Origin of the sequence: Leisingera sp. (assembly GCF_034669605.1) — a bacterium.
Classification (GTDB): domain Bacteria; phylum Pseudomonadota; class Alphaproteobacteria; order Rhodobacterales; family Rhodobacteraceae; genus Leisingera.
Window position 1 is genome coordinate 1 of the sequence record NZ_JAXMOX010000004.1, and the last position, 19,737, is coordinate 19,737.

General features: G+C 64.3%; 21 protein-coding genes and 1 tRNA gene. 7 read left to right on the top strand and 15 right to left on the bottom strand.

The genetic code is table 11. The features are described 5' to 3' along the window. The 3 genes from VOI29_RS00800 to VOI29_RS00810 form a co-directional block, all read left to right on the top strand. Positions 1-718, top strand: a 718-nt coding sequence (locus tag VOI29_RS00800) for a fructose-bisphosphatase class II family protein (RefSeq protein ID WP_323775563.1), incomplete at its 5' end; no start/stop codon positions are given. A 108-nt stretch (positions 719-826) separates the two neighbouring features. Next, positions 827-2,566 carry a single-stranded-DNA-specific exonuclease RecJ gene (recJ, locus tag VOI29_RS00805; protein ID WP_323775564.1) on the top strand — a complete coding sequence of 580 codons (1,740 nt, stop codon included), beginning with the start codon at positions 827-829 and terminating at the stop codon, positions 2,564-2,566. 104 nt (positions 2,567-2,670) lie between these two features. Beyond that, a tRNA-Glu gene (locus VOI29_RS00810) sits at positions 2,671-2,745 on the top strand. A 434-nt stretch (positions 2,746-3,179) separates the two neighbouring features. Here the strand turns inward: VOI29_RS00810 and VOI29_RS00815 are convergent. The 5 genes from VOI29_RS00815 to VOI29_RS00835 all read right to left on the bottom strand — a co-directional run bounded on the left by VOI29_RS00815 (position 3,180) and on the right by VOI29_RS00835 (position 8,077). After that, the gene (locus VOI29_RS00815; RefSeq protein WP_323775565.1) at positions 3,180-4,229 is read right to left on the bottom strand and encodes a GGDEF domain-containing protein; all 1,050 of its coding nucleotides are present in this window, start codon (positions 4,227-4,229) and stop codon (positions 3,180-3,182) included. Next, on the bottom strand, positions 4,226-4,813 hold the full coding sequence (locus tag VOI29_RS00820; RefSeq protein WP_024090866.1) for a heme NO-binding domain-containing protein: 588 nt from the start codon (positions 4,811-4,813) through the stop codon (positions 4,226-4,228). Before VOI29_RS00820 ends, VOI29_RS00815 begins: the two co-directional genes overlap by 4 nt. Positions 4,814-5,245: 432 nt before the next feature. Beyond that, positions 5,246-6,805 (bottom strand): trimethylamine methyltransferase family protein, encoded by a 1,560-nt coding sequence (locus VOI29_RS00825; RefSeq protein WP_323775566.1) that lies wholly within the window; start codon positions 6,803-6,805, stop codon positions 5,246-5,248. Positions 6,806-7,045: 240 nt separating this feature from the next. After that, positions 7,046-7,735, bottom strand: coding sequence for an HAD family hydrolase (locus VOI29_RS00830; RefSeq protein WP_323775567.1), 690 nt, complete (start codon positions 7,733-7,735; stop codon positions 7,046-7,048). Positions 7,736-7,792: 57 nt separating this feature from the next. Next, the gene (locus VOI29_RS00835) at positions 7,793-8,077 is read right to left on the bottom strand and encodes a DUF3572 domain-containing protein (protein WP_323775568.1); all 285 of its coding nucleotides are present in this window, start codon (positions 8,075-8,077) and stop codon (positions 7,793-7,795) included. A 115-nt stretch (positions 8,078-8,192) separates the two neighbouring features. On the opposite strand from VOI29_RS00835, the gene VOI29_RS00840 reads away from it, so the two are divergent. Continuing rightward, on the top strand, positions 8,193-9,587 hold the full coding sequence (locus VOI29_RS00840) for a diguanylate cyclase (protein WP_323775569.1): 1,395 nt from the start codon (positions 8,193-8,195) through the stop codon (positions 9,585-9,587). Positions 9,588-9,808: 221 nt separating this feature from the next. On the opposite strand, the gene VOI29_RS00845 is transcribed toward VOI29_RS00840, so the two are convergent. The 4 genes from VOI29_RS00845 to VOI29_RS00860 all read right to left on the bottom strand — a co-directional run bounded on the left by VOI29_RS00845 (position 9,809) and on the right by VOI29_RS00860 (position 11,804). Beyond that, positions 9,809-10,309: a periplasmic heavy metal sensor gene (locus tag VOI29_RS00845; protein WP_323775570.1), complete on the bottom strand. Its 501-nt coding sequence runs from the start codon at positions 10,307-10,309 to the stop codon at positions 9,809-9,811. Next, positions 10,306-10,680 carry a hypothetical protein gene (locus VOI29_RS00850; RefSeq protein WP_323775571.1) on the bottom strand — a complete coding sequence of 125 codons (375 nt, stop codon included), beginning with the start codon at positions 10,678-10,680 and terminating at the stop codon, positions 10,306-10,308. The genes VOI29_RS00845 and VOI29_RS00850 overlap by 4 nt, the downstream gene beginning before the upstream one ends. Beyond that, positions 10,673-11,254, bottom strand: coding sequence for an RNA polymerase sigma factor (locus VOI29_RS00855; RefSeq protein WP_323775572.1), 582 nt, complete (start codon positions 11,252-11,254; stop codon positions 10,673-10,675). The genes VOI29_RS00850 and VOI29_RS00855 overlap by 8 nt, the downstream gene beginning before the upstream one ends. Before the next feature lie 67 nt (positions 11,255-11,321). Continuing rightward, positions 11,322-11,804 carry an EF-hand domain-containing protein gene (locus tag VOI29_RS00860; protein WP_323775573.1) on the bottom strand — a complete coding sequence of 161 codons (483 nt, stop codon included), beginning with the start codon at positions 11,802-11,804 and terminating at the stop codon, positions 11,322-11,324. Positions 11,805-12,004: 200 nt separating this feature from the next. Here VOI29_RS00860 and VOI29_RS00865 point away from each other — a divergent pair, with 200 nt between their 5' ends. Together VOI29_RS00865 and VOI29_RS00870 are read left to right on the top strand one after the other, a co-directional pair. Continuing rightward, the gene (locus VOI29_RS00865; protein ID WP_323775574.1) at positions 12,005-12,427 is read left to right on the top strand and encodes a DUF983 domain-containing protein; all 423 of its coding nucleotides are present in this window, start codon (positions 12,005-12,007) and stop codon (positions 12,425-12,427) included. A 4-nt stretch (positions 12,428-12,431) separates the two neighbouring features. After that, on the top strand, positions 12,432-13,163 hold the full coding sequence (locus VOI29_RS00870) for an NUDIX hydrolase (RefSeq protein WP_024090876.1): 732 nt from the start codon (positions 12,432-12,434) through the stop codon (positions 13,161-13,163). A gap of 93 nt (positions 13,164-13,256) precedes the next feature. On the opposite strand, the gene VOI29_RS00875 is transcribed toward VOI29_RS00870, so the two are convergent. The 3 genes from VOI29_RS00875 to VOI29_RS00885 are packed head-to-tail and all read right to left on the bottom strand — an operon-like array spanning position 13,257 to position 15,291. Next, a complete protein-coding gene (locus VOI29_RS00875; protein WP_323775575.1) occupies positions 13,257-14,159 on the bottom strand; it encodes an EamA family transporter in 903 nt (300 codons plus the stop codon). Between the two features lie 18 nt (positions 14,160-14,177). Next, positions 14,178-15,092, bottom strand: coding sequence for a fatty acid desaturase (locus tag VOI29_RS00880; protein ID WP_323775576.1), 915 nt, complete (start codon positions 15,090-15,092; stop codon positions 14,178-14,180). Next, a complete protein-coding gene (locus tag VOI29_RS00885) occupies positions 15,085-15,291 on the bottom strand; it encodes a DUF2061 domain-containing protein (RefSeq protein WP_323775577.1) in 207 nt (68 codons plus the stop codon). Before VOI29_RS00885 ends, VOI29_RS00880 begins: the two co-directional genes overlap by 8 nt. Before the next feature lie 114 nt (positions 15,292-15,405). Between VOI29_RS00885 and VOI29_RS00890 the strand changes: the two genes are divergently transcribed. After that, positions 15,406-16,266, top strand: a complete 861-nt coding sequence (locus VOI29_RS00890; protein ID WP_323775578.1) for a helix-turn-helix transcriptional regulator — start codon at positions 15,406-15,408, stop codon at positions 16,264-16,266. A 114-nt stretch (positions 16,267-16,380) separates the two neighbouring features. Here the strand turns inward: VOI29_RS00890 and VOI29_RS00895 are convergent, their stop codons facing one another. From VOI29_RS00895 to VOI29_RS00905, 3 genes are all read right to left on the bottom strand, one after another. Further along, complete coding sequence (locus tag VOI29_RS00895; RefSeq protein ID WP_323775579.1) at positions 16,381-17,154, bottom strand: SDR family oxidoreductase; 774 nt, start codon at positions 17,152-17,154, stop codon at positions 16,381-16,383. Continuing rightward, a complete protein-coding gene (locus tag VOI29_RS00900) occupies positions 17,151-18,626 on the bottom strand; it encodes a carnitine 3-dehydrogenase (RefSeq protein ID WP_323775616.1) in 1,476 nt (491 codons plus the stop codon). The genes VOI29_RS00895 and VOI29_RS00900 overlap by 4 nt, the downstream gene beginning before the upstream one ends. 84 nt (positions 18,627-18,710) lie before the next feature. Beyond that, positions 18,711-19,628, bottom strand: a complete 918-nt coding sequence (locus tag VOI29_RS00905; protein WP_323775580.1) for a 3-keto-5-aminohexanoate cleavage protein — start codon at positions 19,626-19,628, stop codon at positions 18,711-18,713. Positions 19,629-19,737: the final 109 nt, after the last annotated feature.

A 19,737-nucleotide genomic window follows, 5' to 3' on the forward strand; every position in this document is an offset into this window, starting at 1 on the left:
CGACATCGCGCTGGACCCGCTGGAAGGCACCACGCTGACCGCCAAGGACATGCCGAATGCGCTGACCGTGATCGCCATGGGCCCGCGCGGCTCGATGCTGCACGCACCGGACACCTATATGGACAAGCTGGCAATCGGCCCGGGCTTCGCCGAGGGCGTGGTCTCGTTGGAAATGTCGCCGCGCGAACGCGTCGAAGCGCTGGCCAAGGCCAAAGGCTGTGACCCGGCCGACATCACCGTCTGCATCCTGGAACGCCCCCGCCACGAGGCGATGATCGCCGAGGTGCGCGAGACCGGCGCTTCGATCCGGCTGATCACCGATGGCGACGTCGCCGGCGTCATGCACTGCGCCGAGAGCGAGATTACTGGCATCGACATGTATATGGGCCAGGGCGGCGCACCTGAAGGCGTGCTGGCAGCCGCTGCATTGAAATGCATGGGCGGCCAGATCTTCGGCCGCCTCTTGTTCCGCAACGACGATGAAAAAGGCCGCGCTGCCAAGGCCGGCATCACTGACCTGGACCGCGTCTATACCCGCGACGAGATGGTCACCCAGGACGTGATCTTTGCCGCCACCGGTGTCACCGGCGGCTCGCTGCTGCCCAGCATCAAGCGCACCCCGGGATGGGTTGAGACCACCACCCTGCTTATGCGTTCCAAGACCGGTTCGGTGCGCCGCATGTCTTACCGCACGCCGCTGGCGCCGCATCAGGCTTGAAGGTTTCGCCGGGAAGCGGCTTGCGCCGCGGCCTCCGGCGGGAGTATTTGGAGAAAGATGAAAGGGCCGGATCCGATTGGGTCCGGCCTTTGCATATGGGGGCAGATGATGAGCTTTTTGGGTGTTGAGCAGTCCTTGACCGGGCGCCGCTGGGTTGGCCCCGGCGTTGAGGTGGACCGCGCGTCCGAGATGATGGCGCAGCAGACCGGCCTGCCCCGCTCCGTCTGCCAGGTTCTGGCCCGGCGCGGCGTGCCGGCGATGGAAGCCAAGGGGTTTCTGGAACCAAGGCTGAAAGAGCTGTTGCCCGACCCGCGCGAGATGAAAGACATGGAAACGGCCGCTACAAGGTTTCTGGCGGCTGTGCGCGGCCGCCAGCGGATTGCGGTCTTTGCCGATTATGACGTCGACGGCGGCAGCTCTGCCGCGCTGCTGCTGGTATGGCTGCGGCAGATGGGTCTGGAAGCAACTCTGTACATCCCCGACCGCATCGACGAGGGCTATGGCCCGAACGTGCCTGCCATGCAGCAGCTGGCCGCCGCCCATAATCTGATCATCTGCGTGGACTGCGGCACCCTCAGCCATGAGCCGATTGCCGCCGCCAAGGGCGCCGATGTGATCGTGCTGGACCACCACCTGGGCGGCGAGACCTTGCCCGGCTGCGTTGCGGTGGTGAATCCCAACCGGCAGGACGAGAGCGGCGATCTGGGCTATTTCTGCGCTGCGGGCGTGGTGTTCCTGATGCTGGTAGAAGCAGGCCGCCAGCTGCGCGAGGCCGGTGCCAAGGGACCGGACCTGATGGCGCTTCTGGACCTGGTGGCGCTGGCCACAGTGGCGGACGTGGCACCGCTGATCGGCGCCAACCGCGCCTTGGTGCGCCAGGGACTGAAGGTGATGGGCGCGCGCCGCCGTCCCGGCCTGGTGGCGCTGTCCGATGTCAGCCGCATGGATTCGGCGCCCTCCACCTATCATCTTGGTTTTCTCCTGGGGCCGCGGGTCAATGCCGGTGGACGCATCGGCAAGGCGGACCTGGGAGCACGGCTCTTGTCCACCGACAACCCGCATGAGGCCGCTGCCCTGGCCGAACGGCTGGATGAGCTGAACACCGAACGCCGCGACATTGAAAACGCCGTGCGTGCCGCTGCCCTGGAACAAGCGGAAGACCGCGGGCTGGACGCCCCGCTGGTCTGGGCCGCCGGCGAGGGCTGGCATCCCGGCGTGGTCGGCATCGTCGCATCCCGGCTGAAAGAAACCGCCAACCGCCCCGCCGTTGTGATCGGTTTTGACGGGGATGAGGGCAAGGGGTCCGGCCGCTCTGTATCCGGCGTCGACCTGGGCGCATCGATCCAGCGGCTGGCGGCAGAAGGGCTGCTGGTCAAAGGCGGCGGCCACAAGATGGCGGCCGGCCTTACCGTGATGCGGGACAAGCTGGAGCCGGCGATGGCGCGGCTGTCGGACCTTCTCGAAAAACAAGGCGCAGGCCAGGGCGGACCGGCAGACATCAAGCTGGACGGCGCCCTGATGCCCGGTGCCGTGACGGTAGACCTGATCGAACAGATCGAGCACGCCGGCCCCTTTGGCGCCGGCGCCCCTGCCCCGCGCTATGCGCTGCCGGATCTTCAGGTGCGTTTTGCCAAGAAAGTGGGCGAGAGCCATCTGAAACTTTCGCTCAGTGACGGCATGGGCGGCGGCGTGGACGGGATCTGCTTTGGCGCCTTTGACACTGCGCTTGGCCCCCGGCTGTTAGAACACGGCGGCGCCCGCTTCCATTTCGCAGGACGGTTGGAAGTGAACAGCTGGGGCGGCCGCCAAAACCCGCAGTTGCGCCTGGAAGACGCGGCCGAAGCCTGATTTTTCAAAGACTTGGAGGCTGTGGATAAGATTTTTCACTATTGTCCGCTTTTTCCCTTGCGGGATCTGGCTGTTGCCACTAAACACCGCCTCACAGACAGCGTGGCCCGTTCGTCTATCGGTTAGGACGCCAGGTTTTCAACCTGGAAAGAGGGGTTCGATTCCCCTACGGGCTGCCACTTTCCCCGGCATGTGAATTTAGATCAAACACCCGCGGCCCCCGGCCACTCGCTGCTGGAATGCTTTGCTGTTTTACGGTTCAAACAGCCGCCCCAGGCGCGGAGATCCCCGCAGAACACGGTGCGCAGCGCCCTCCGGCTGACCACGCCATACCCTCTCGCCCGCCTGCTCAATTGGTGTATCTACGGCGCCACCTTCCGATCCTGCTCAGGAGATCCGCAGCGCCGAAAACCAGCGCAGGCCAATGCTTTCCCCAGAGGCAGTGGCATTGCAGTTCTCAGCGCACCACCAGCTATCGCGCGTGCCGATGGTGCAGATGGTGCGGTCGCGCTGCTGAAATCCAGGAAAACACGCGTAGCGCCGCCCCGGGGGCCAACGGCAGGTGCAAACAGCCGCGGCAGCGGCTGCTTCCGATCTCGCAAACCGGAATTCCTCAGGCGGCCGGACCTGGTGCCGCCGCTTGGGGCATTGCAGCCTCGCCGCTGCTGCCCAGGTCTTCTTTCTCCATGCCTTCGCGGTAGAAGAAGTGCTGCGCCCGTCCGGCGCGTTTGGCCGCATACAGCGCCAAATCCGCCTGGTTCAGCAATTGCTGAGCATCCGGAACTTTTTGCCAAGTAGACAGCGTTGTGCCGGCGCTGGCGGAAATCCGGCAGGTCAGGGCGCCAAACGGAACCGGCTCCTCCAACCGCTGGATCAGCCGTTTGGCAATGGCGGCCAGCCTGGCAGTGTCCAGAACACCCTCGAGGATCAAAACAAATTCATCACCGCCAATACGGGCAACGGTATCGGACTGGCGGGTGCAATCCACCATGATCCGGGCCGCCTGCTGCAGCACCGCATCGCCAGCCGCATGGCCCATCGTGTCATTGACCTGCTTGAAAAAGTCCAGGTCCAAATGCATCAGCGCAAATTCACGGCCGCTGTTGATCAGCCGGTCCAGCACATGATCCATCGCCCGGCGGTTTTTCAACCCGGTCAGCGTGTCGGTAAAGGCCTGTTCCTCAGCGGCGATCTTGGCTCCCTGCAACCGCGTGTTCAATTGGCGCGACGCTTCCATCGCGGCCGATTTTGCCTCCACCAGGTAGAGCATTTCGATGGTCAGATCGGTTGGCGAAAAATCAGCGCTGGTCAGATCGTAATCGCGCACCGCCTCCAGCACGGAGATTCCGAAAGACAGGTTGACGAAGACGCCCTGCCCACCAGGCAGCGGTGTGCATACGCCTTTCAGGCCGGTTTGCGGCCCGTCCCGGAACTGCAGATGCAGCTTGCTTCCGGAAGTCTTCACCAGATCCTCCATTGACCGCACCGAACGCGGCCGCGACAGGTCGAACACCCGGAAGAACCGCCGCCCCTCCCAGTTCAGCTGCGGCCGCAGCTTTTTCAGCGTCGGCCCGGCAGAAATGATCCGCCCCGCAGGATCGGCAACCAGGTACATCGGACAAATCACGCCTGCCATGTTTGCCAGCTGCTCGAGAGTCATCATAAGGAATGCGCCCCCAGATCAAATTCACGCCCGGCGGCGAATTTGGTTTCGACGAGCGTGATCGAAATCACCTCTGCCCCGTCCTGTGTGCCGCTGTGGTCCAGAAACACAAGATCGCCGTAGTCATCCGCCATCGCCCGCAGAACCCCGATCAGAACATAGGCATAGCCGGGCAATCCAGGCTGGCAAACCAACTCGAACTGTTCCGGCGCCTGTTCCAGAAGCTCAAGCCCCGGCAGGTGCAAATCCGACACCGCCAGCCGGGCCCGGTCCGGCAAGTCATCCAGCGAATGCAAAAATTCAACGTAATTCACCCCGCCAAAACGCAAAAGCCGCCGCAGCGCCTCCACTTGCGGATTGGACACCAGAAATGTGCCCATATCTTCCAGCATTTCCGGCAGCGGGCGTGCCAGAACTTTTTCCATCGCCGTCAGCATCTGGCTCGATTGCTCTTCAGAATAGAACAGCATCGCCTCGAACTCGGTAAAGCCGAGCCCCGCCTCTTCCATAACCTCTTCCCAGCGGTCCGCTCCGTAGGTACTGGTCACAAAAGCCTGAATCGCCCTATTGATCAGACCGTGCATACAATGGCCCCTCTTTGCCTTTGGCACAGTTTTGACGCATCGAGGTTAAGAAAGGACCAACAAAGCGAATTTGCGCGATGGCACGCGCGCGTTTCTTCTGTAACTTTCAACCCTTGCACGAACCCTGCACCCTCAACAGCAAAAACCGGCCATAGGCGCAGCGCGGCCATTGTCTGGCCGCCGGCCCTGCGGCGGACCGCATCTGATACCTAGTACATAATCACACACACCTGCGCTACGGCGCTGATCCGTTCAGCGCCGCTCCCTACTGGACCGGCTGACACCAGGACGCAAGGCTGCGGCTCTGTATCCGCGCCAAACCGGCTGCTTCCAACCTGCCACCCGCACAACGTGTTTGCCCCCTGCTGCCCACGCACAAAAAAAGCGGAGGGGCTGCCTCCGCTTATCCTGCTGGTGAAAGGTCCCGGAGGCTCAGAAGTCCGTCGGCGCCCCGCCCTCGGTCTTGCGCCGGGCAACGAAATCCGCCAGTTCGTCGCGAATCGCCGCATCCATCGGCGGCTCCTCGAAATCGGCAATGATCTCCTTGAACAGTTTGTGGGCGCGCTCGGCTGTCCAGGTCGCACCTGCCGCCTCCCAAGCCTCGTAGTTGCGCCAATCGCTCAGGAACGGCTGATAGAAGGCCGTGGCATAGCGGTCCTGGGTGTGCTGGATGCCAAAGAAGTGGCCGTCATTGCCGACTTCCCTGATTGCATCCAGGGCGATCTCATCGGGGCCGGTGGCCGAGATCTGCGGCTGCATGTAGCGCTCGATCTGCTGCAGGATCTCGCAATCCATGATGAACTTCTCGGGGCTGGCGATCAGCCCGCCTTCCAGCCAGCCGGCCGCGTGATAGACCATATTGGTGCCCGACTGCACCGCCGCCCAGAGCGAATTTGAGGTCTCCCAGACCGCCTGCCCGTCCGGCACATTGGCGGCACAGACGCCCGAGGACCGCATCGGCAAACCGTAGAATCGCGCCATCTGACCGGTCATCTGGGTCGAGCGCATGTATTCCGGCGTACCGAATGCAGGCGCACCCGATTTCATGTCCACGTTCGAGGTGAAAGTGCCGATCACGCAGGGCGTTCCCGGACGCACATATTGGAACAGTGCAATCGCACAAAGGCTCTCGGCAATCGACTGCGCCACCGCGCCTGCCATGGTCACCGGCGCCATTGCCCCAGCCAGGGTGAAGGGTGACACCACGATGGCCTGGCCGCGCCGCGCCAGCCGCAGGCAGCCGTCGATCATCGGAAAGTCGTGCTTCAGCGGCGAGGTGGAGTTGATGTTGGTATACATATGCGGCTTGGCATCGAACTCCTCATGGCTGAGCCCGCCGGCAATCCGCACCATCTCCATCACATCCTCGACCCGTTCCTTGCCCAAGGAGTAGGCATGCATCGCCTTGTCGGTGAGCGTGAGTTTGTCATAGAGCACATCCAGATGCCGGATTGAGGCATGGATGTCCACCGGCTCCACCGGATAGCCGCCGGCAAAGTGGATGCAGTTGAAATACTGGGTCAGCTTCAGCAGGTTGCGGCATTGCTCGCGATTGCCCGCCACTTTCCTGTTCAGCTCCATGTCCCAGTAATTCGGCGGCGAGGAGACATTGCCGAACAGGATGTGATTGCCGCCCAGCGGAATGGTCCGGTCGGGATTGCGCGGGGTAATGGAGAATTCGCGGGGCGCCTTGCCCACCATCTCCATCACAAAGTCCCGGTCCATCCTGACCAGTTCGCCCTCAACCTTGACACCGGCCTGCTTGAAGATCTCCAGCGCCTCCGGGTTCAGGAACACCACGCCGATCTCTTCCAGGATGCGCATGGCGCCCTCGTGGATTGCCTGTATTCCTTCCTCGCTCAATGGCTCGGTCGGCCGGTCGATGTTGACCGGGATCTGCCAGGGCATCTGCTCCAGCGCGGCACTGCCGCGCCGGGCCGCCGCGCCTGCCCTGCCTCCGCCCCGCCGCCTGCGCGCGCTTGTGTCTGCCATGCCGGTCTCCCCTAGATCCGAGTTTCCAAAACGCCGATAGCCACCAACTGTGCCAATCCAAGCCGCCTGAAACAGTCCAAACCCGACCATCGCTGTCGTTTTTGCAGTGCGATCCGGCGGTTCAGGATATTTCTGTACACTTATGCCTAGTGTGCCGCGGAAAAAACCGGCGTACAAAACTGCACGCCGGCCGAAACGGGCGCCGCCGTTTCAAGACGCGGGAATCAGCGGGCGGTCAGCTCAGCGGTCCATCCAGGCCGGGATATGGCCGATATCGGGCAGCACGATATCCGCATGCGGTGTCAGCTCATCGCGCAGGGCCATGCCGGTCAGCACGCCGATCCGCAGCATTCCCGCAGCTGCTCCCGCCTCCAGATCATGGCGGCTGTCGCCCACCATTGCCGCCCGGCCGGGAGCGACGCCCGCAGCCTTGCAAAAGGCCAGCAGCGGATCCGGCGCCGGTTTGGCCCCATAGCCGCTGTCGCACCCCGCGACAAAGGCAAAGCGGTCCAGCACCCCTGCCCGCTCCAGCTGGCTCCTGGCAGAGATTTCCGCGTCATTGGTCATCACCCCCAGTACCTTGCCGCGCGCCAGCAGGCTGTCGAGGAACGCCGCCAGCGGCACCGCCGGCGCCAGCTCCGCCTCCGCCGCGCTCAGCGCCAGGAACACCGCCAGTTCTTCGACGCCCATATCCGCCACAAATGGCGCCAGCACCTCCGCCACCTCATCGTTGGAGCCGGCAATCACCAGGCTGTCGGGGTTGAACGCCTGCCGCTCCAGATCATAGCTGATCACTTCAGCCATAGCCTCCAGCACCGCCCGGTCGCCCTTGGCCAGCGTTTCAAGCACCCGGGCCGCCCAGCCGTTCCAGGTGGCAGCAAAGTCAAACAAGGTTCCGTCCTTGTCGAACAGAAAAGCATCAACAGGCATGGCGGGTCCTTTTTCCGCTGCAGTCGGCCCGGACCCTAGGCACAGGGCCCGCCAATCTCAAGTCCAGTTCACCTGCGCACCGCCCGGAAGCGACATCCGCGCCTGCAGCGGCGCCTCATAGGCCAGCCCCTCGCCGTCGCAGAACTGCATCACCCAATTGTCGTCCATCGTTAAGAAATCGAGCACCGAGCCAAGAAACTCCGGCTCGGACGCCCGCGCCCGCAGATCTGCCTCGCTGGCCCCGGTTGCGCCCAGAAACACCGGCAGCAACTCATCATTTCCGGCCAGCCAGGCCAAAGCCTTCAGCGCCAGAGTCTCTGCTCCATCAGCGGAAATCCGCATGTTCACCACACTCCTGCCGCATTGCGGTCAATTTAGTAAAAATCCGAAAGGGTTTCTTAACCAGTCTCAGCAAAACTCCAAGGCATAGGATTTGCAAGGGGCGAAAGGATACCGCGTGCAAGGCACTATCCTGGTCATCGATGGCGTCTCCACCAACCGCATCATGCTGAAGGTGCAACTGGCGGCTGCCTATTACGATGTGGTCCAGGCCGGCAGCGTCGCTGAGGTGCTGCAGGCCGCTCGCCGGCACCGCCCCGACCTGGTGCTTTGTGCGATGTCGCTGCCCGATGGCTCCGCCGCGGATGTGAAACGCGAATTGGCCGGGGATGACGCCCTGGGCGATCTGCCGGTAATCGCCGTCTCCGACTGGGAGGGCTCCAAAGCCCGGCTGGCCGCGCTGGCCGCAGGCATCGACGATGTGCTGCAGCAGCCGGTGGATGACGTGATCCTGCAGGCCCGCATCCGCAGCCTGCTGCGCGCCCGCAGCGGCACCGAGGAACTCAACCTGCAGCGCGATGTCTCGCACGGCTTCATCCTGCCGCTCAGCGACCGCGCCTGCGCCGAGGATCTGCGCGGTGCCTCCGTCGCCCTGGTGGCGCAGGATCCCCGCACCGCCAGGGCCTGGCGTGACCGTCTTGCCGGCCGGCTGCCCTATGCACTGCGCACCCATTCCATCAGCGACATCCAGGGGCTGATGCAGGCTCCGGTGGCTGATGCCATCATCATCGAGCTGACCGAGGCTTCGGCCGGCCCCGGCCTGCGGCTGCTCGCCGATCTGCGCGCCCGCGCCGCCACCCGCCAATCGGTGGTGATCGCGGTGCCCAACCCGGCAGATCCCCATATCGCCGCCGAAGCGCTGGACCGCGGCGCCCATGACGTCTTGCAATCCGGATTCGATGTCGAGGAGCTGGAGCTGCGCCTGGCCGCCCAGCTGCAGCAGAAAGTCCGCAAAGTCCGGCTGCGCGACAGCGTCCGCAACGGGTTGCGCGCCGCCGTGCTGGACCCGATGACCGGGCTCTATAACCGCCGCTACGCCAAACCCTTTCTCGACCGGACTGCTCATTCCGCCGCCGCCAACGGCGAGAAATTCGCCGTCATGCTTGCCGACCTCGACCACTTCAAGCGGATCAACGACCTCTACGGCCACCCGGCAGGCGACGCCGTGCTGATCGAGGCCGCGCGCCGCATGCAAGCAGTACTCCGCCCGGCCGACCTGCTGGCCCGCGTTGGCGGCGAGGAATTCATGGCGGTTCTGCCTGGCGCCACCGAGGCCGAAGCAGGCCTGGCTGCCATCGCCCTGTGCAACGCGATCAACAGCGCCCCGTTCGAAGTGCCCGGCGCCGCCGAACCGGTCAAAATCACCATCAGCATCGGTGCGGTCATGGGCGGCGGCGGCAACGCGGACAACACTGCGAGCCTGATCGAAAAAGCTGACCAGGCGCTTTACAGTGCCAAGGACGCAGGCCGCAACCAGGTGACCCTGCCGCGAGAATGCACTCAAGCCGCGTGACCGGCGCCGGACAGCTCTCTGCCAACTGCTGAGCTGATGGTCTGCATCACCCCAAGTTCCTGCAGCCCGCAGGGCACACGGAAATCAATAGCAGTGAATTTTACTGCCCCCCCAAGTGCTGTCTCCAGCAGGGAGGGGGCACCAATGCATGTCTCCAGCCGGAACTTGCCACAGCAAGGGTGCCCGGATATTCCCGAACTGCCAGCCTTGCTCAGCGCCCGCTACTCCGAATTGCGCCGCCGGTGCCAATTCTCACCCCGCCGCTCCATTCGCTGTTCCATCCGGTCCGCGAAAGAGGCGCGCTCTTCCGGTGTCATCGCCGCGACCTTGCGCACCCAGGCTTCCTGCACTTTGGTGTGGAAATCATGGCGCGCCTCGGCCTGGCCGCGCAGCATTGCCAGCAGGGCGTCTGCATCGAAAGCGCCGCTGCGCAGGGCCGCGATCACTGCCGCGCCCTCGGCATGGCGGCGCTTGAAATAGCTGCCATGATCGCCGCCCGCCTCCTGCCGCAGAGCTTGGCGGGTGTCACGGTCCAGCCCGCGGAAGATCATCGCCCCGACCGTCGGCGGCCGCTGCCAATGCCTGTCCTTGCCGCTGACCCGCCAGGCTGCCCCAGCGGCAATACCGATCACCGCCAGGTTCAGCGCCAGCGACACCGCCAGCAGCAGTTTCAGCCACAGCTTCATTCCGGGTTTGCCGCCGGTGTTCAATGCAGCGCTCATTGCAGGTCCCCGCTTAGCATCACCGCCATGTCATAACTGTCATCGGGCAGCGCTGTGCTGCTGTCCTCATAGCCGGCCAGCGCCAGCGGATCCGGCACAAAGGACGGCGGCGCCATCCCGATCCACAATCCTGCTGCGCTGGCTGCCGCAAACCCGCCGATGGCCGGCCAGCCGCCGATCGCTTCGATCAGCTGCCGCCACAACGGCTGCCGGGCCGCCCGCGCCGGCGCCGCCGCTGGAAAGCCGGCCTGCGCCCGCGCCGCATCCGCCAGGATGGCCGCATTCAGATGATGCGGCACCGCAGGCGGTTCGCGGCGCGCCGCAGCGAACAGATCGTCCAGCTCTTGCAATGCTTTATCCGTGTCAGCCATCACTATATCCCAACTCTTCGCGCCGCCCGGCCAAAGCCGCGGCCAGCGCCCGTTTGCCCCGGGCGGTCAGACTTTCCACCGCCTCGACGCTGATGTCCATGATCCCGGCGATCTCCGGGTTGGACAGTTCCTCCAGATGCCGCAGCACCACCGCCTGCCGCTGACGTTCCGGCAATTGCATCAGGGCCGCCTGCAGCGCATCCAGCCGCGCCCCCTCCTGCAGCGCCTCGGCCGCCGAGCGTGCCGGATCCGGCGGCTCGGGCACCGCATCCAGATCCACATGCCCGCCGCGGGCGCGCCGCTTGCGGTCGATGCACAGGTTCATCGCCACCCGGTACAGCCAGGTAAAGACCTGCGCCTCTCCCGGCCGCCACTCCGGCGCCATCTTCCACAACCGCAGCATCGCCTCCTGGGTCACATCCTCGGCCTCTGCGCGGATCCCCATCACCCGCATCGCAACCCCAAAGACACGCGGGCTCAGCCGCGCGGTCAGCTCCGCCGCCGCGCGGCCGTCGCCATTGGCATACAGCACCAGAAGCGCATCGTCGGAGACCTCCTCCGCCGTGGCACTCATGGCTGCCGGACCCGAATCAGGGGTCCGGCGCCGGGATATTTCCGCCTTGTGCAGCACCGGTTAGCGATCAGTTCTGCTCCGTGTTGTCCCCGTTGCTGTCCCCGTTGCCGTGACGGTGCTTGCCGCCGTGGCGCATCCGGGCCTCTTCAAACTCTTCCTTGGAGATGCTGCCGCTGCCGTCGGCATCCATCCGGTCGAACATCCTGCCTGCCCGGCGCGGCTGCGGCATCTCGTCCTTACTCAACGCGCCATCGCCGTCCTTGTCAAAGCGTTCCAGCATCCGGGCGGCCCGCTCATTGGCCTGTGCCTGCGCATGCGCCTGCATTTCCTCCAGCGTCAGCACGCCGTCGCCGTCGGTGTCCGCCTTGCCAAAGCGGGCTTCCTTCATGGCCTGGATTTCCGCCTTGGTGACCTCGCCATTGCCGTCGGCGTCGATTTCCTCAAAGGACATCTTCGGCCCATGGCGGCCATCGCCCTTGGCCAGGGCCGCGCCGCCTGCGGCCATTCCTGCGGCGGCAACAATCGCGGCGATGAACGTGACGTGTTTCATATCGTCTTTCCTTTGTCCTGCGGCAGCCTCTTGCTGCCCGATGCATAAGAAAAACGCAGCCGCCCGGCAGATCCGTCGCAAAATTCTCAAATTAATTCCCTGCCCCGCACGTTGCGGCAAACCGGCGCAAGACCGGGCCTTTCCCCTTTCGCCGCAGCCGCGAAACGCGCAAAGATATGCCCAGCACACAGGATAGTTTCATGACCGAGTCTTCAGCCGCGATGGCGTCCGACGCAGACACTGACCGCCCCGCAATGCCGGCCTTGGCCAAGGGCTGGCGCTGCAAATGCCCGGCGTGCGGCCAGGGCAAACTGCTGCATTCCTATCTCAAGGTGAACACCAGCTGCAGCCACTGCGGCCTGGACCTGGCACATGCGCGGGCCGACGACGGGCCCGCATACCTCACGATCCTGATCGTCGGCCACATCATGGCGCCCTTGATGCATGTGGTCTATTTCTCCTGGCGGCCTGAACCGCTGGTGATGTTCACGGTTTTCACGATTGGCTGCGTCGCCTCTTCCTTGTATCTGCTGCCGCGGATGAAGGGGATTGTCATTGCCTATCAATGGGCGCGGCGGATGCATGGGTTCGACAATGAGTCTCTGGCGGGAAAAGGGCAGTAAAGGCATGAGCGACACATATCTCAGCGGTGAAACCACCATCGACAAAACCGCAATCCGCAATGCGGCGACCGTTATCGCCATGCGCGGCCGGATGGCGGAGGACCCGCAGGTTCTGATGGGCCAGCGCGGCGCCAAGGCCGCTTTCATGCCGAACAAATTTGTGTTTCCCGGCGGTGCCGTCGATCTGGCGGACGCAGAAATCCCGCTTGCCGCGCCGCTTTCCCCCCTCTGCCAGGAGCGTCTGCACGACAAGGCGCCCGCTGGGGTGCATCACGCCCTAAGCGTCGCCGCGGTGCGCGAGCTGTGGGAGGAAACCGGCCTGATCCTGGGGGAACCCGGTGCCTGGCACGGAGAGGTCCCGGAAGACTGGCAGGGATTTGCCGCCACCGGCCACGTCCCTTCTGCCCGCGGCATGCAGTTCGTGTTCCGCGCCCTGACCCCGCCGGGCCGTCCGCGCCGGTTTGATGCGCGTTTTTTCCTGATCGACGCCGACCAGATCACCGGCGACCTGGATGATTTCTCGCGCGCCGCGGATGAGCTGTCGCATCTGCAATGGATCCCGCTCAGCCAGGTGCGCAGCTTTGATCTGCCGTTCATCACCGAGGTGGTGCTGGCCGAAGTCACCGCCCGCGTCCGGGACGCCGAGCCGCCGCAAAGCGTGCCCTATTTCCATAACAATGACGAGGCCAGCCTGTTCCTGCGTCTGAAGGGTTATCCGATGCCCGCGAACGGGTAACGTTACCCTGCGCCCAAGACGTCCCGGAAAGCACCTGATTTCCGGGACGGGATTATCGCATGAGACCGGCGCCCTTGCCGCAGGCGGACCCGCTTACAGCGCCAGCACCAGCGCCAGGATTGACAGAACCAGCAGCCCCATGCCCGTCAGTTCGCGGGCCGTTACCTGTTCCTTGAAGAACAGCACCGAGGCCAGCAGCGACAACAGCAGCTCCACCTGCCCCACCGCCTTGACATAGGCGGCGTTCTGCAGCGTGAAGGCCCAGAACCAGCAGAACGAGCCGCCCATGCTGGTCAGCCCCACCCAGACCGCGACCCGGCGCGCGGCCCAGACCCGGGCGATTTCGCCCCTGTCCCGCAGTCCCAGCCAGACAAGCATGAACAGCGTCTGCAAGCAGACCACCGCCGCCAGCGTCACCCCGGCGCGAAAGGCCGCCTCCAAATCCCCCAGCTGCAAGGCGGCCCCGCGATAGCTGACAGCGGAAAAGGCAAACAGAACCCCCGACCCCAGCCCCAGCTGCGACGCCCGGTTGGTCAGATGCCGCCACCAGCCCCCCTGCCCGTCCGGTGTCCTGGACAGCACCAGCACCGCCGTCAGCCCGATCAGGATCGCCACCCAGCCGCCAAGGCTGACCGGGTCGCCCAGAACTGCCAGACCGACGATGGCGGTCTGAATGACTTCGGTTTTCTTGAAGGTGATGCCAACCGCAAAATTGCGCTGCTTGAACAGGGCCACCACGCAGACGGTGGCCAGGATCTGCGCGGTGCCGCCAATGGCGGCGAACATCCAGAACAGCGGCCCCAACGCTGGAAGCGGCCGGCCCGAGGCCGCCAGATAGGCCGCCAGCCCCGCCAGGATAAACGGTGCGGAATAGACAAACCGGGCGAAGGTGGCCCCGCCCGGCGACAACGTCACGCTGCTCAGCATTTTCTGCAGCATGAACCGCACGGTCTGAAAAGAGGCAGCGGCAATCGATACGGGAATCCAGGCGAACATGCTGCCGCTTATGCGCGGTTATTTCTCCTGTTGCCAGAGCGGATGCGGAACCGGATCCTTGGCGTGCAGCAGATAGTTGCGGAGAATCTGCAGGTAGTTGCGGTAGACATAGCCGCCGTTGGCCTGCAGGAACTCCGCCCGGCGCGTCTGATACAGCCTAGGCAGCGCATGCCAGGGAACGCCCGGATGCCTGTGATGCACCGCATGAAGGTTGTTGTTCAGGAATAGAAAAGCCAGCAGCCCTCTGTCCTCGATCACCACCGAGCGGCCCTGGGCGGTTTCATGCGCCCGGTGCTCCAGAAAGGTGCGGATCTTCAGCAGCCCAAGCCCCGCATAGGCGCCCAGCACCGCCGCCCACAGCGGCGCCGGCGACTGCAGCACCACCCATATCACCGGCACCAGGCCCAGAACATGCAGGATCCAGTCGCGGACAATCCCTGGTTCGCCCCTGCGCGCCAGCCGCCAGTCGCCCGCCATGAAGCAGACCTGCCCCATCAGCGGCCCCAGCACCACCCGGCCCAGCAGTGTGTTGTTCATTCGCAGCAGGCCCTTGCGCCAGCCTGGCAGCTTGGTCCAGATTGCCGGATCCTGAAAATTGCTCTCCGGATCATCATATGGATCTGTCAGCAGCTCATCCTCATGATGCGCCAGATGGGTGTCGCGGAACCGGCCATAGGGGATCGCCATACTCAAGGGAAAAAACAGCAGCGCCTCGTTCAGCCAGCGTCTGCGGAACGGGTGGCCATGCAGCGCCTCATGGGTCAGCGAGGAATGCAACGCCGCCATCAGGCCCAGCGCCGGCACGGTCAAGGCCAGACTGACCGGAGGCAGCAGCCACAGCGCCGCCAGCCAGCCGCCGTGGCAGGCCAGGATCAGCGCCAGCGTGCTCCACTCAACACCGTGCGGCATGTAGCCGTTGCGCCCTTCAGACATGGCTGCGCCCCCACTGGACTTTCGACCAGACGCGTTCGTAGATCAGGTAGATGGTGAAACCGATGCCAGTATTGACCAGTGCCATCATCCCGCCGGTCTTGGCAGACCCAGTGGCGATCAGCCCCACGAGCGTCATCATCGCCAGCCCAAGGATGTTCCAAATCACCGCCTTCACGATTGAACGCCTCCGCGTTTCCATTCTGCCTCCTGTCATTTTTTGATAAGTGCTTGTTTCCACACTATCCTGTTCTGCACCTGTGCAGAATTCCGAATGCAGTTAACAAAATTCAGCGGATGTGATAATTTCAAACACATGATGGAAAATATCGACAAACGGGTGCGCGCTGCACAGTTCCGGCAAAGGCTGAACCGGGCGCTGCGCGACAGCGGCCTCAGCCAAAGCGCCCTGGCCCGCGCCGTTGGCGTCGACCGCTCCACCATTTCGCAGCTCTTGACGGATGAAGGCGCGCGGCTGCCAAACGCCCATGTGGTCGGCGCCTGCGCCGGTGCCCTGGGGGTTTCCGCCGACTGGCTCCTCAGCCTCTCCGACCGGCCCGAAAGCGCGGCGGAACTGCTGGCCTCCAGCCTCACTCTCACCGAGGCACCACGGGCGCTGGTGGATGAGCGGATTTTTGAATGGCATCAGGAAGCGCTTGGCTACAAGATCCGCCACGTGCCCGCCGCCCTGCCCGACATGCTGAAGACCCGCGCCCTGCTGGAATGGGAATACTCCCCCCACCTGGGCCGCACCGCTGATCAGGCCATCGGCGCGTCCGAGGACCGGCTTACCTGGATGCGCCAGTCGCCTTCGGACTATGAAATCGCCATGCCGCTGTATGAGCTCGACAGTTTTGCTCATGGGGTGGGATACTACGAGGGCCTTCCACTGGAGATCCGGCTGGAGCAGCTGCAGCAATTCGTACGCCTCTGCGAGCAGCTCTACCCCCGGCTGCGGATCTATCTGTTTGATGCCAAACGGCTCTATTCCTCACCGATCACAATCTTCGGCCCGCTTCTGTGCGTGTTTTACGCAGGCACGCATTACCTCGCCTTCCGCGACAAGGAGCGGATCGCGACCTTTACCAGCCATTTCGACAATCTGGTGCGCGAGGCCGATATCACCGCACGGCAGCTGCCGGGGAGACTCAGAGCGTTGCGGGCGGCGATTTCGTAGGCAGCTCCTTACGGTATCCGCAAAACGCCGAGGGCTGCGCCCGGCCGAAAGGCCGGGGGCAGGTGTTCAGAAGATACGCCGGAAGGCGGGCTATTTGCCTGCCTTCCGGCGGCTTTAAACCTTCGGGTCCGGGTTCACCGTATGACCGTCCACCGCGATCACCTGCCCTGACACCAGCCGCGCCGCCTCCGAGCCCAGGAACACCGCCATATTGGCAATGTCGCGCGCCTCGACAAAGCAGCCCATCGAAGTGCCCGAAGCATAGCCCGCATAGACCTCGTCCCGGGTCATCCCCTTGGCCGCCGCCTCGCGCTCCAGCACGCCTTCCATCCGCGGGCCTTCCACCGCGCCGGGGCAGATTGCGTTGGCGCGGATGCCAAAGGGGCCCAGCTCCATCGCCAGCGTCTTCATCAGCCCGATGACAGCCCATTTCGCCGAACAATAGGGCGCCCGGTTCGGGTAGCCGTACTGGCCCGCAGTCGACGACGTCACGACAATCGACCCCGCCTTGGCCGCCTTCATCATCGGCGCCGCGTACTTAGCCGCCAGAAAACAGCCCTCCAGGTTGACGCTGACGCATTTGCGCCAGTCCTCCAACGCGATATCTTCGATCAGCGCGGTCGGCCCGGCGACGCCCGCATTGGCGCAGAGCACATCCAGCCCGCCCCAGTCCTCGGCGATCTCGGCAAACAGCGCCTTCATGCCTGCCTCATCGGTCGCATCCACCGCCGTTGTCCGCCAGCGGGCCGGCACATCCGCCAGCGCCACCGCGCTCACATCCGTCACCCAGACCGGATGCCCGGCGGCGGCAAAGCCTTCGGCCATCGCCCGGCCGATGCCGGAGCCGCCGGCAGTGATCAGAACCCGGCTCCCCTGTCCGGCTTTCATCTTGGCGCCCCGATCGCACGGCCCAGCCCGTCGGGCACCGGCAGCGCGGAATGCGCCTCGGCCAGCTTCAGCAGATTGGCCTCGATATGCGGCGCTGGCGGCGCCGAACGGCGGGTCTCAAGATCCACATGCAGCAGCATATGCTCCCCAGTCGCCAGCAGCCGTTCACCAGAGAACATCTCGTGCCACAGATGCATCTTCTTGCCCGCGCCCATGATCACCCGCGTCCGCACCTGGATCGGGTCGCCCGCATGCACCTCGTCGATGTGGCGGATATGGGTCTCGGCGGTGAAATAGCTGCCGCCGTTTGCGATATACTCTGCATCGCAGCCGATGATCATCATCAGCCGGTCGGTGGACTGGGCAAAGGCATCCAGGTACCGGCTCTCGGTCATGTGGCCGTTGTAGTCGGTCCAGTCCAGCGGCACGGTGCGGCTCTGGGTCAGCACCGGCTGGCTCAGGTCCGCCAGATCCGCGATCGCGCGCACCAGCCCGGCCTCGCCCTCACGGCCGTTGTCGTGGGCATTCTGCAGCGCACCGGCCCCCCAGTCATTATTGCCCAGCGCCCGCATCATGCCGACCAGGTTGTCATCCCGGATCTGCTCCATTTTTCGGATCGGCAAATGGCCGGACTGGGCATCCGACTGGCCTGCGATCAGATCAACCAGCTCGTCGTTGAATTCCGGCACATCCATCAGCTTGGTCCAGGGCCACGACAGACAGGGGCCGAACTGCGCCATGAAATGCTTCATGCCGGCCTCGCCGCCCGCCACCCGGTAGGTGTCGAACAACCCCATCTGCGCCCAGCGGATGCCAAAGCCGTAGCGGATCGCGTTGTCAATCTCCTCGGTGGTGGCAATGCCGTCCTTGACCAGCCACAGCGCCTCGCGCCAGACTGCTTCCAGGAAACGGTCCGCCACATGCGCGTCGATCTCTTTCTTCAGATGCAGCGGGTACATGCCCAGGCCCGAGATGATCTCCTTGGCCCGCTCGATTACACCTGCCGGGTTGGCCGCTGTCGTGACCAGCTCCACCAGCGGCAGCAGATAGACCGGGTTGAACGGGTGTGCCACCACGATCTGCCCTGGCGCCTCGCGCCCGTCCTGCAGCTGCGACGGCTTGAAGCCGGAGGTCGATGATCCGATCACCGCATCCGGCGCGCTATGGGCCTGCAGCTCGGCATAGACCTTCTGCTTCAGGTCCAATCGCTCCGGCACACTCTCCTGAACCCATTCGGCATCCTTCACGGCCCCGGCAATGGTGTCATGGAACGACAACTGCCCTTCTGCAGGCAGCGCCACATTGCCCAGACCGGGCAGCGAACGGCGGGCATTCGCCAGCACTTCGCCGATCTTGCGTTCGGCTTCCGGGTCCGGGTCGAACACCCGCACGTTCCAGCCGTTCAAAAGGAACCGCGCGGCCCAGCCGCCGCCGATGACCCCGCCGCCGATGATTGCTGCTGTTTTCATGATCTATCCTCTGATCGCCCTCCCTGCCACCAGCCGGTGCACAGGGGGTGTACAGGGGGTGCACCCATGGCACCCCCTGATTTCTGCTTAATGCGCCACCGGCGCACGCTTGGTCAGGCCCAGCTTCTCGCGCACTTCCTGCGGCCCGATCACCCGAGCTCCCAAGTTCTCGATGATGGCGCCGGCACGCTCCACCAGCTGCCAGTTTTCGGCCAGCTGGCCCTTTCCCAGCCACAGGTTGTCTTCCAGCCCGACCCGCACATTGCCGCCCGCCAGAACAGACGCCGCCACATAAGCCATCTGGTCCCGGCCCAGCGAGAACGCCGACCAATTCCAGTCCGACGGCACATTGTTGACCATCGCCATGAAGGTGTTCAGATCATTCGGCGCCCCCCACGGCACCCCCATGCACAGCTGCACCAACGCGTTCTGCTCCAGAATTCCCTCTTTTACCAACTGCTTGGCAAACCACAGATGGCCGGTGTCAAAGGCCTCGATCTCCGGCTTCACGCCCAGACCGGTCATCATTTGCCCCATCGCCCGCAGCATCCCCGGCGTGTTGGTCATCACGTAATCAGCCTCGGCAAAGTTCATGGTGCCGCAGTCCAGGGTGCAGATCTCAGGCAGGCATTCCGCCACATGCGCCATCCGCTCGGTCGCCCCGACCATGTCGGTGCCAGCCGGGTTCACCGGCAGCGGGTTTTCGGTATCGCCGAACACCATATCACCGCCCATGCCCGCAGTCAGGTTCAGCACCACATCGACCTCGGCGTCACGGATCCGGTCGGTGACTTCACGGTACAGCGCCAGATCGCGGCTCGGCGCGCCGGTTTCCGGATCGCGCACATGGCAATGCACCACCGCGGCGCCGGCCTTGGCCGCGGCAATGGCGCTATCGGCGATTTCCTTGGGCGAACGCGGCACATGCGGGCTGCGGTCCTGGGTGCCGCCGGAGCCGGTCACGGCACAGGTTATGAAGACGTCCCGGTTCATTTCCAGAGGCATTTTGATTTTCCCTTCAATGTACAGGGTTTTGCCTCGGGTTATCCCCAGGCTCTTCCCCAGATTCTGATTTGCGCTAAGGGCGACTCTGCCGCAGCCTTTTGCGGCACAG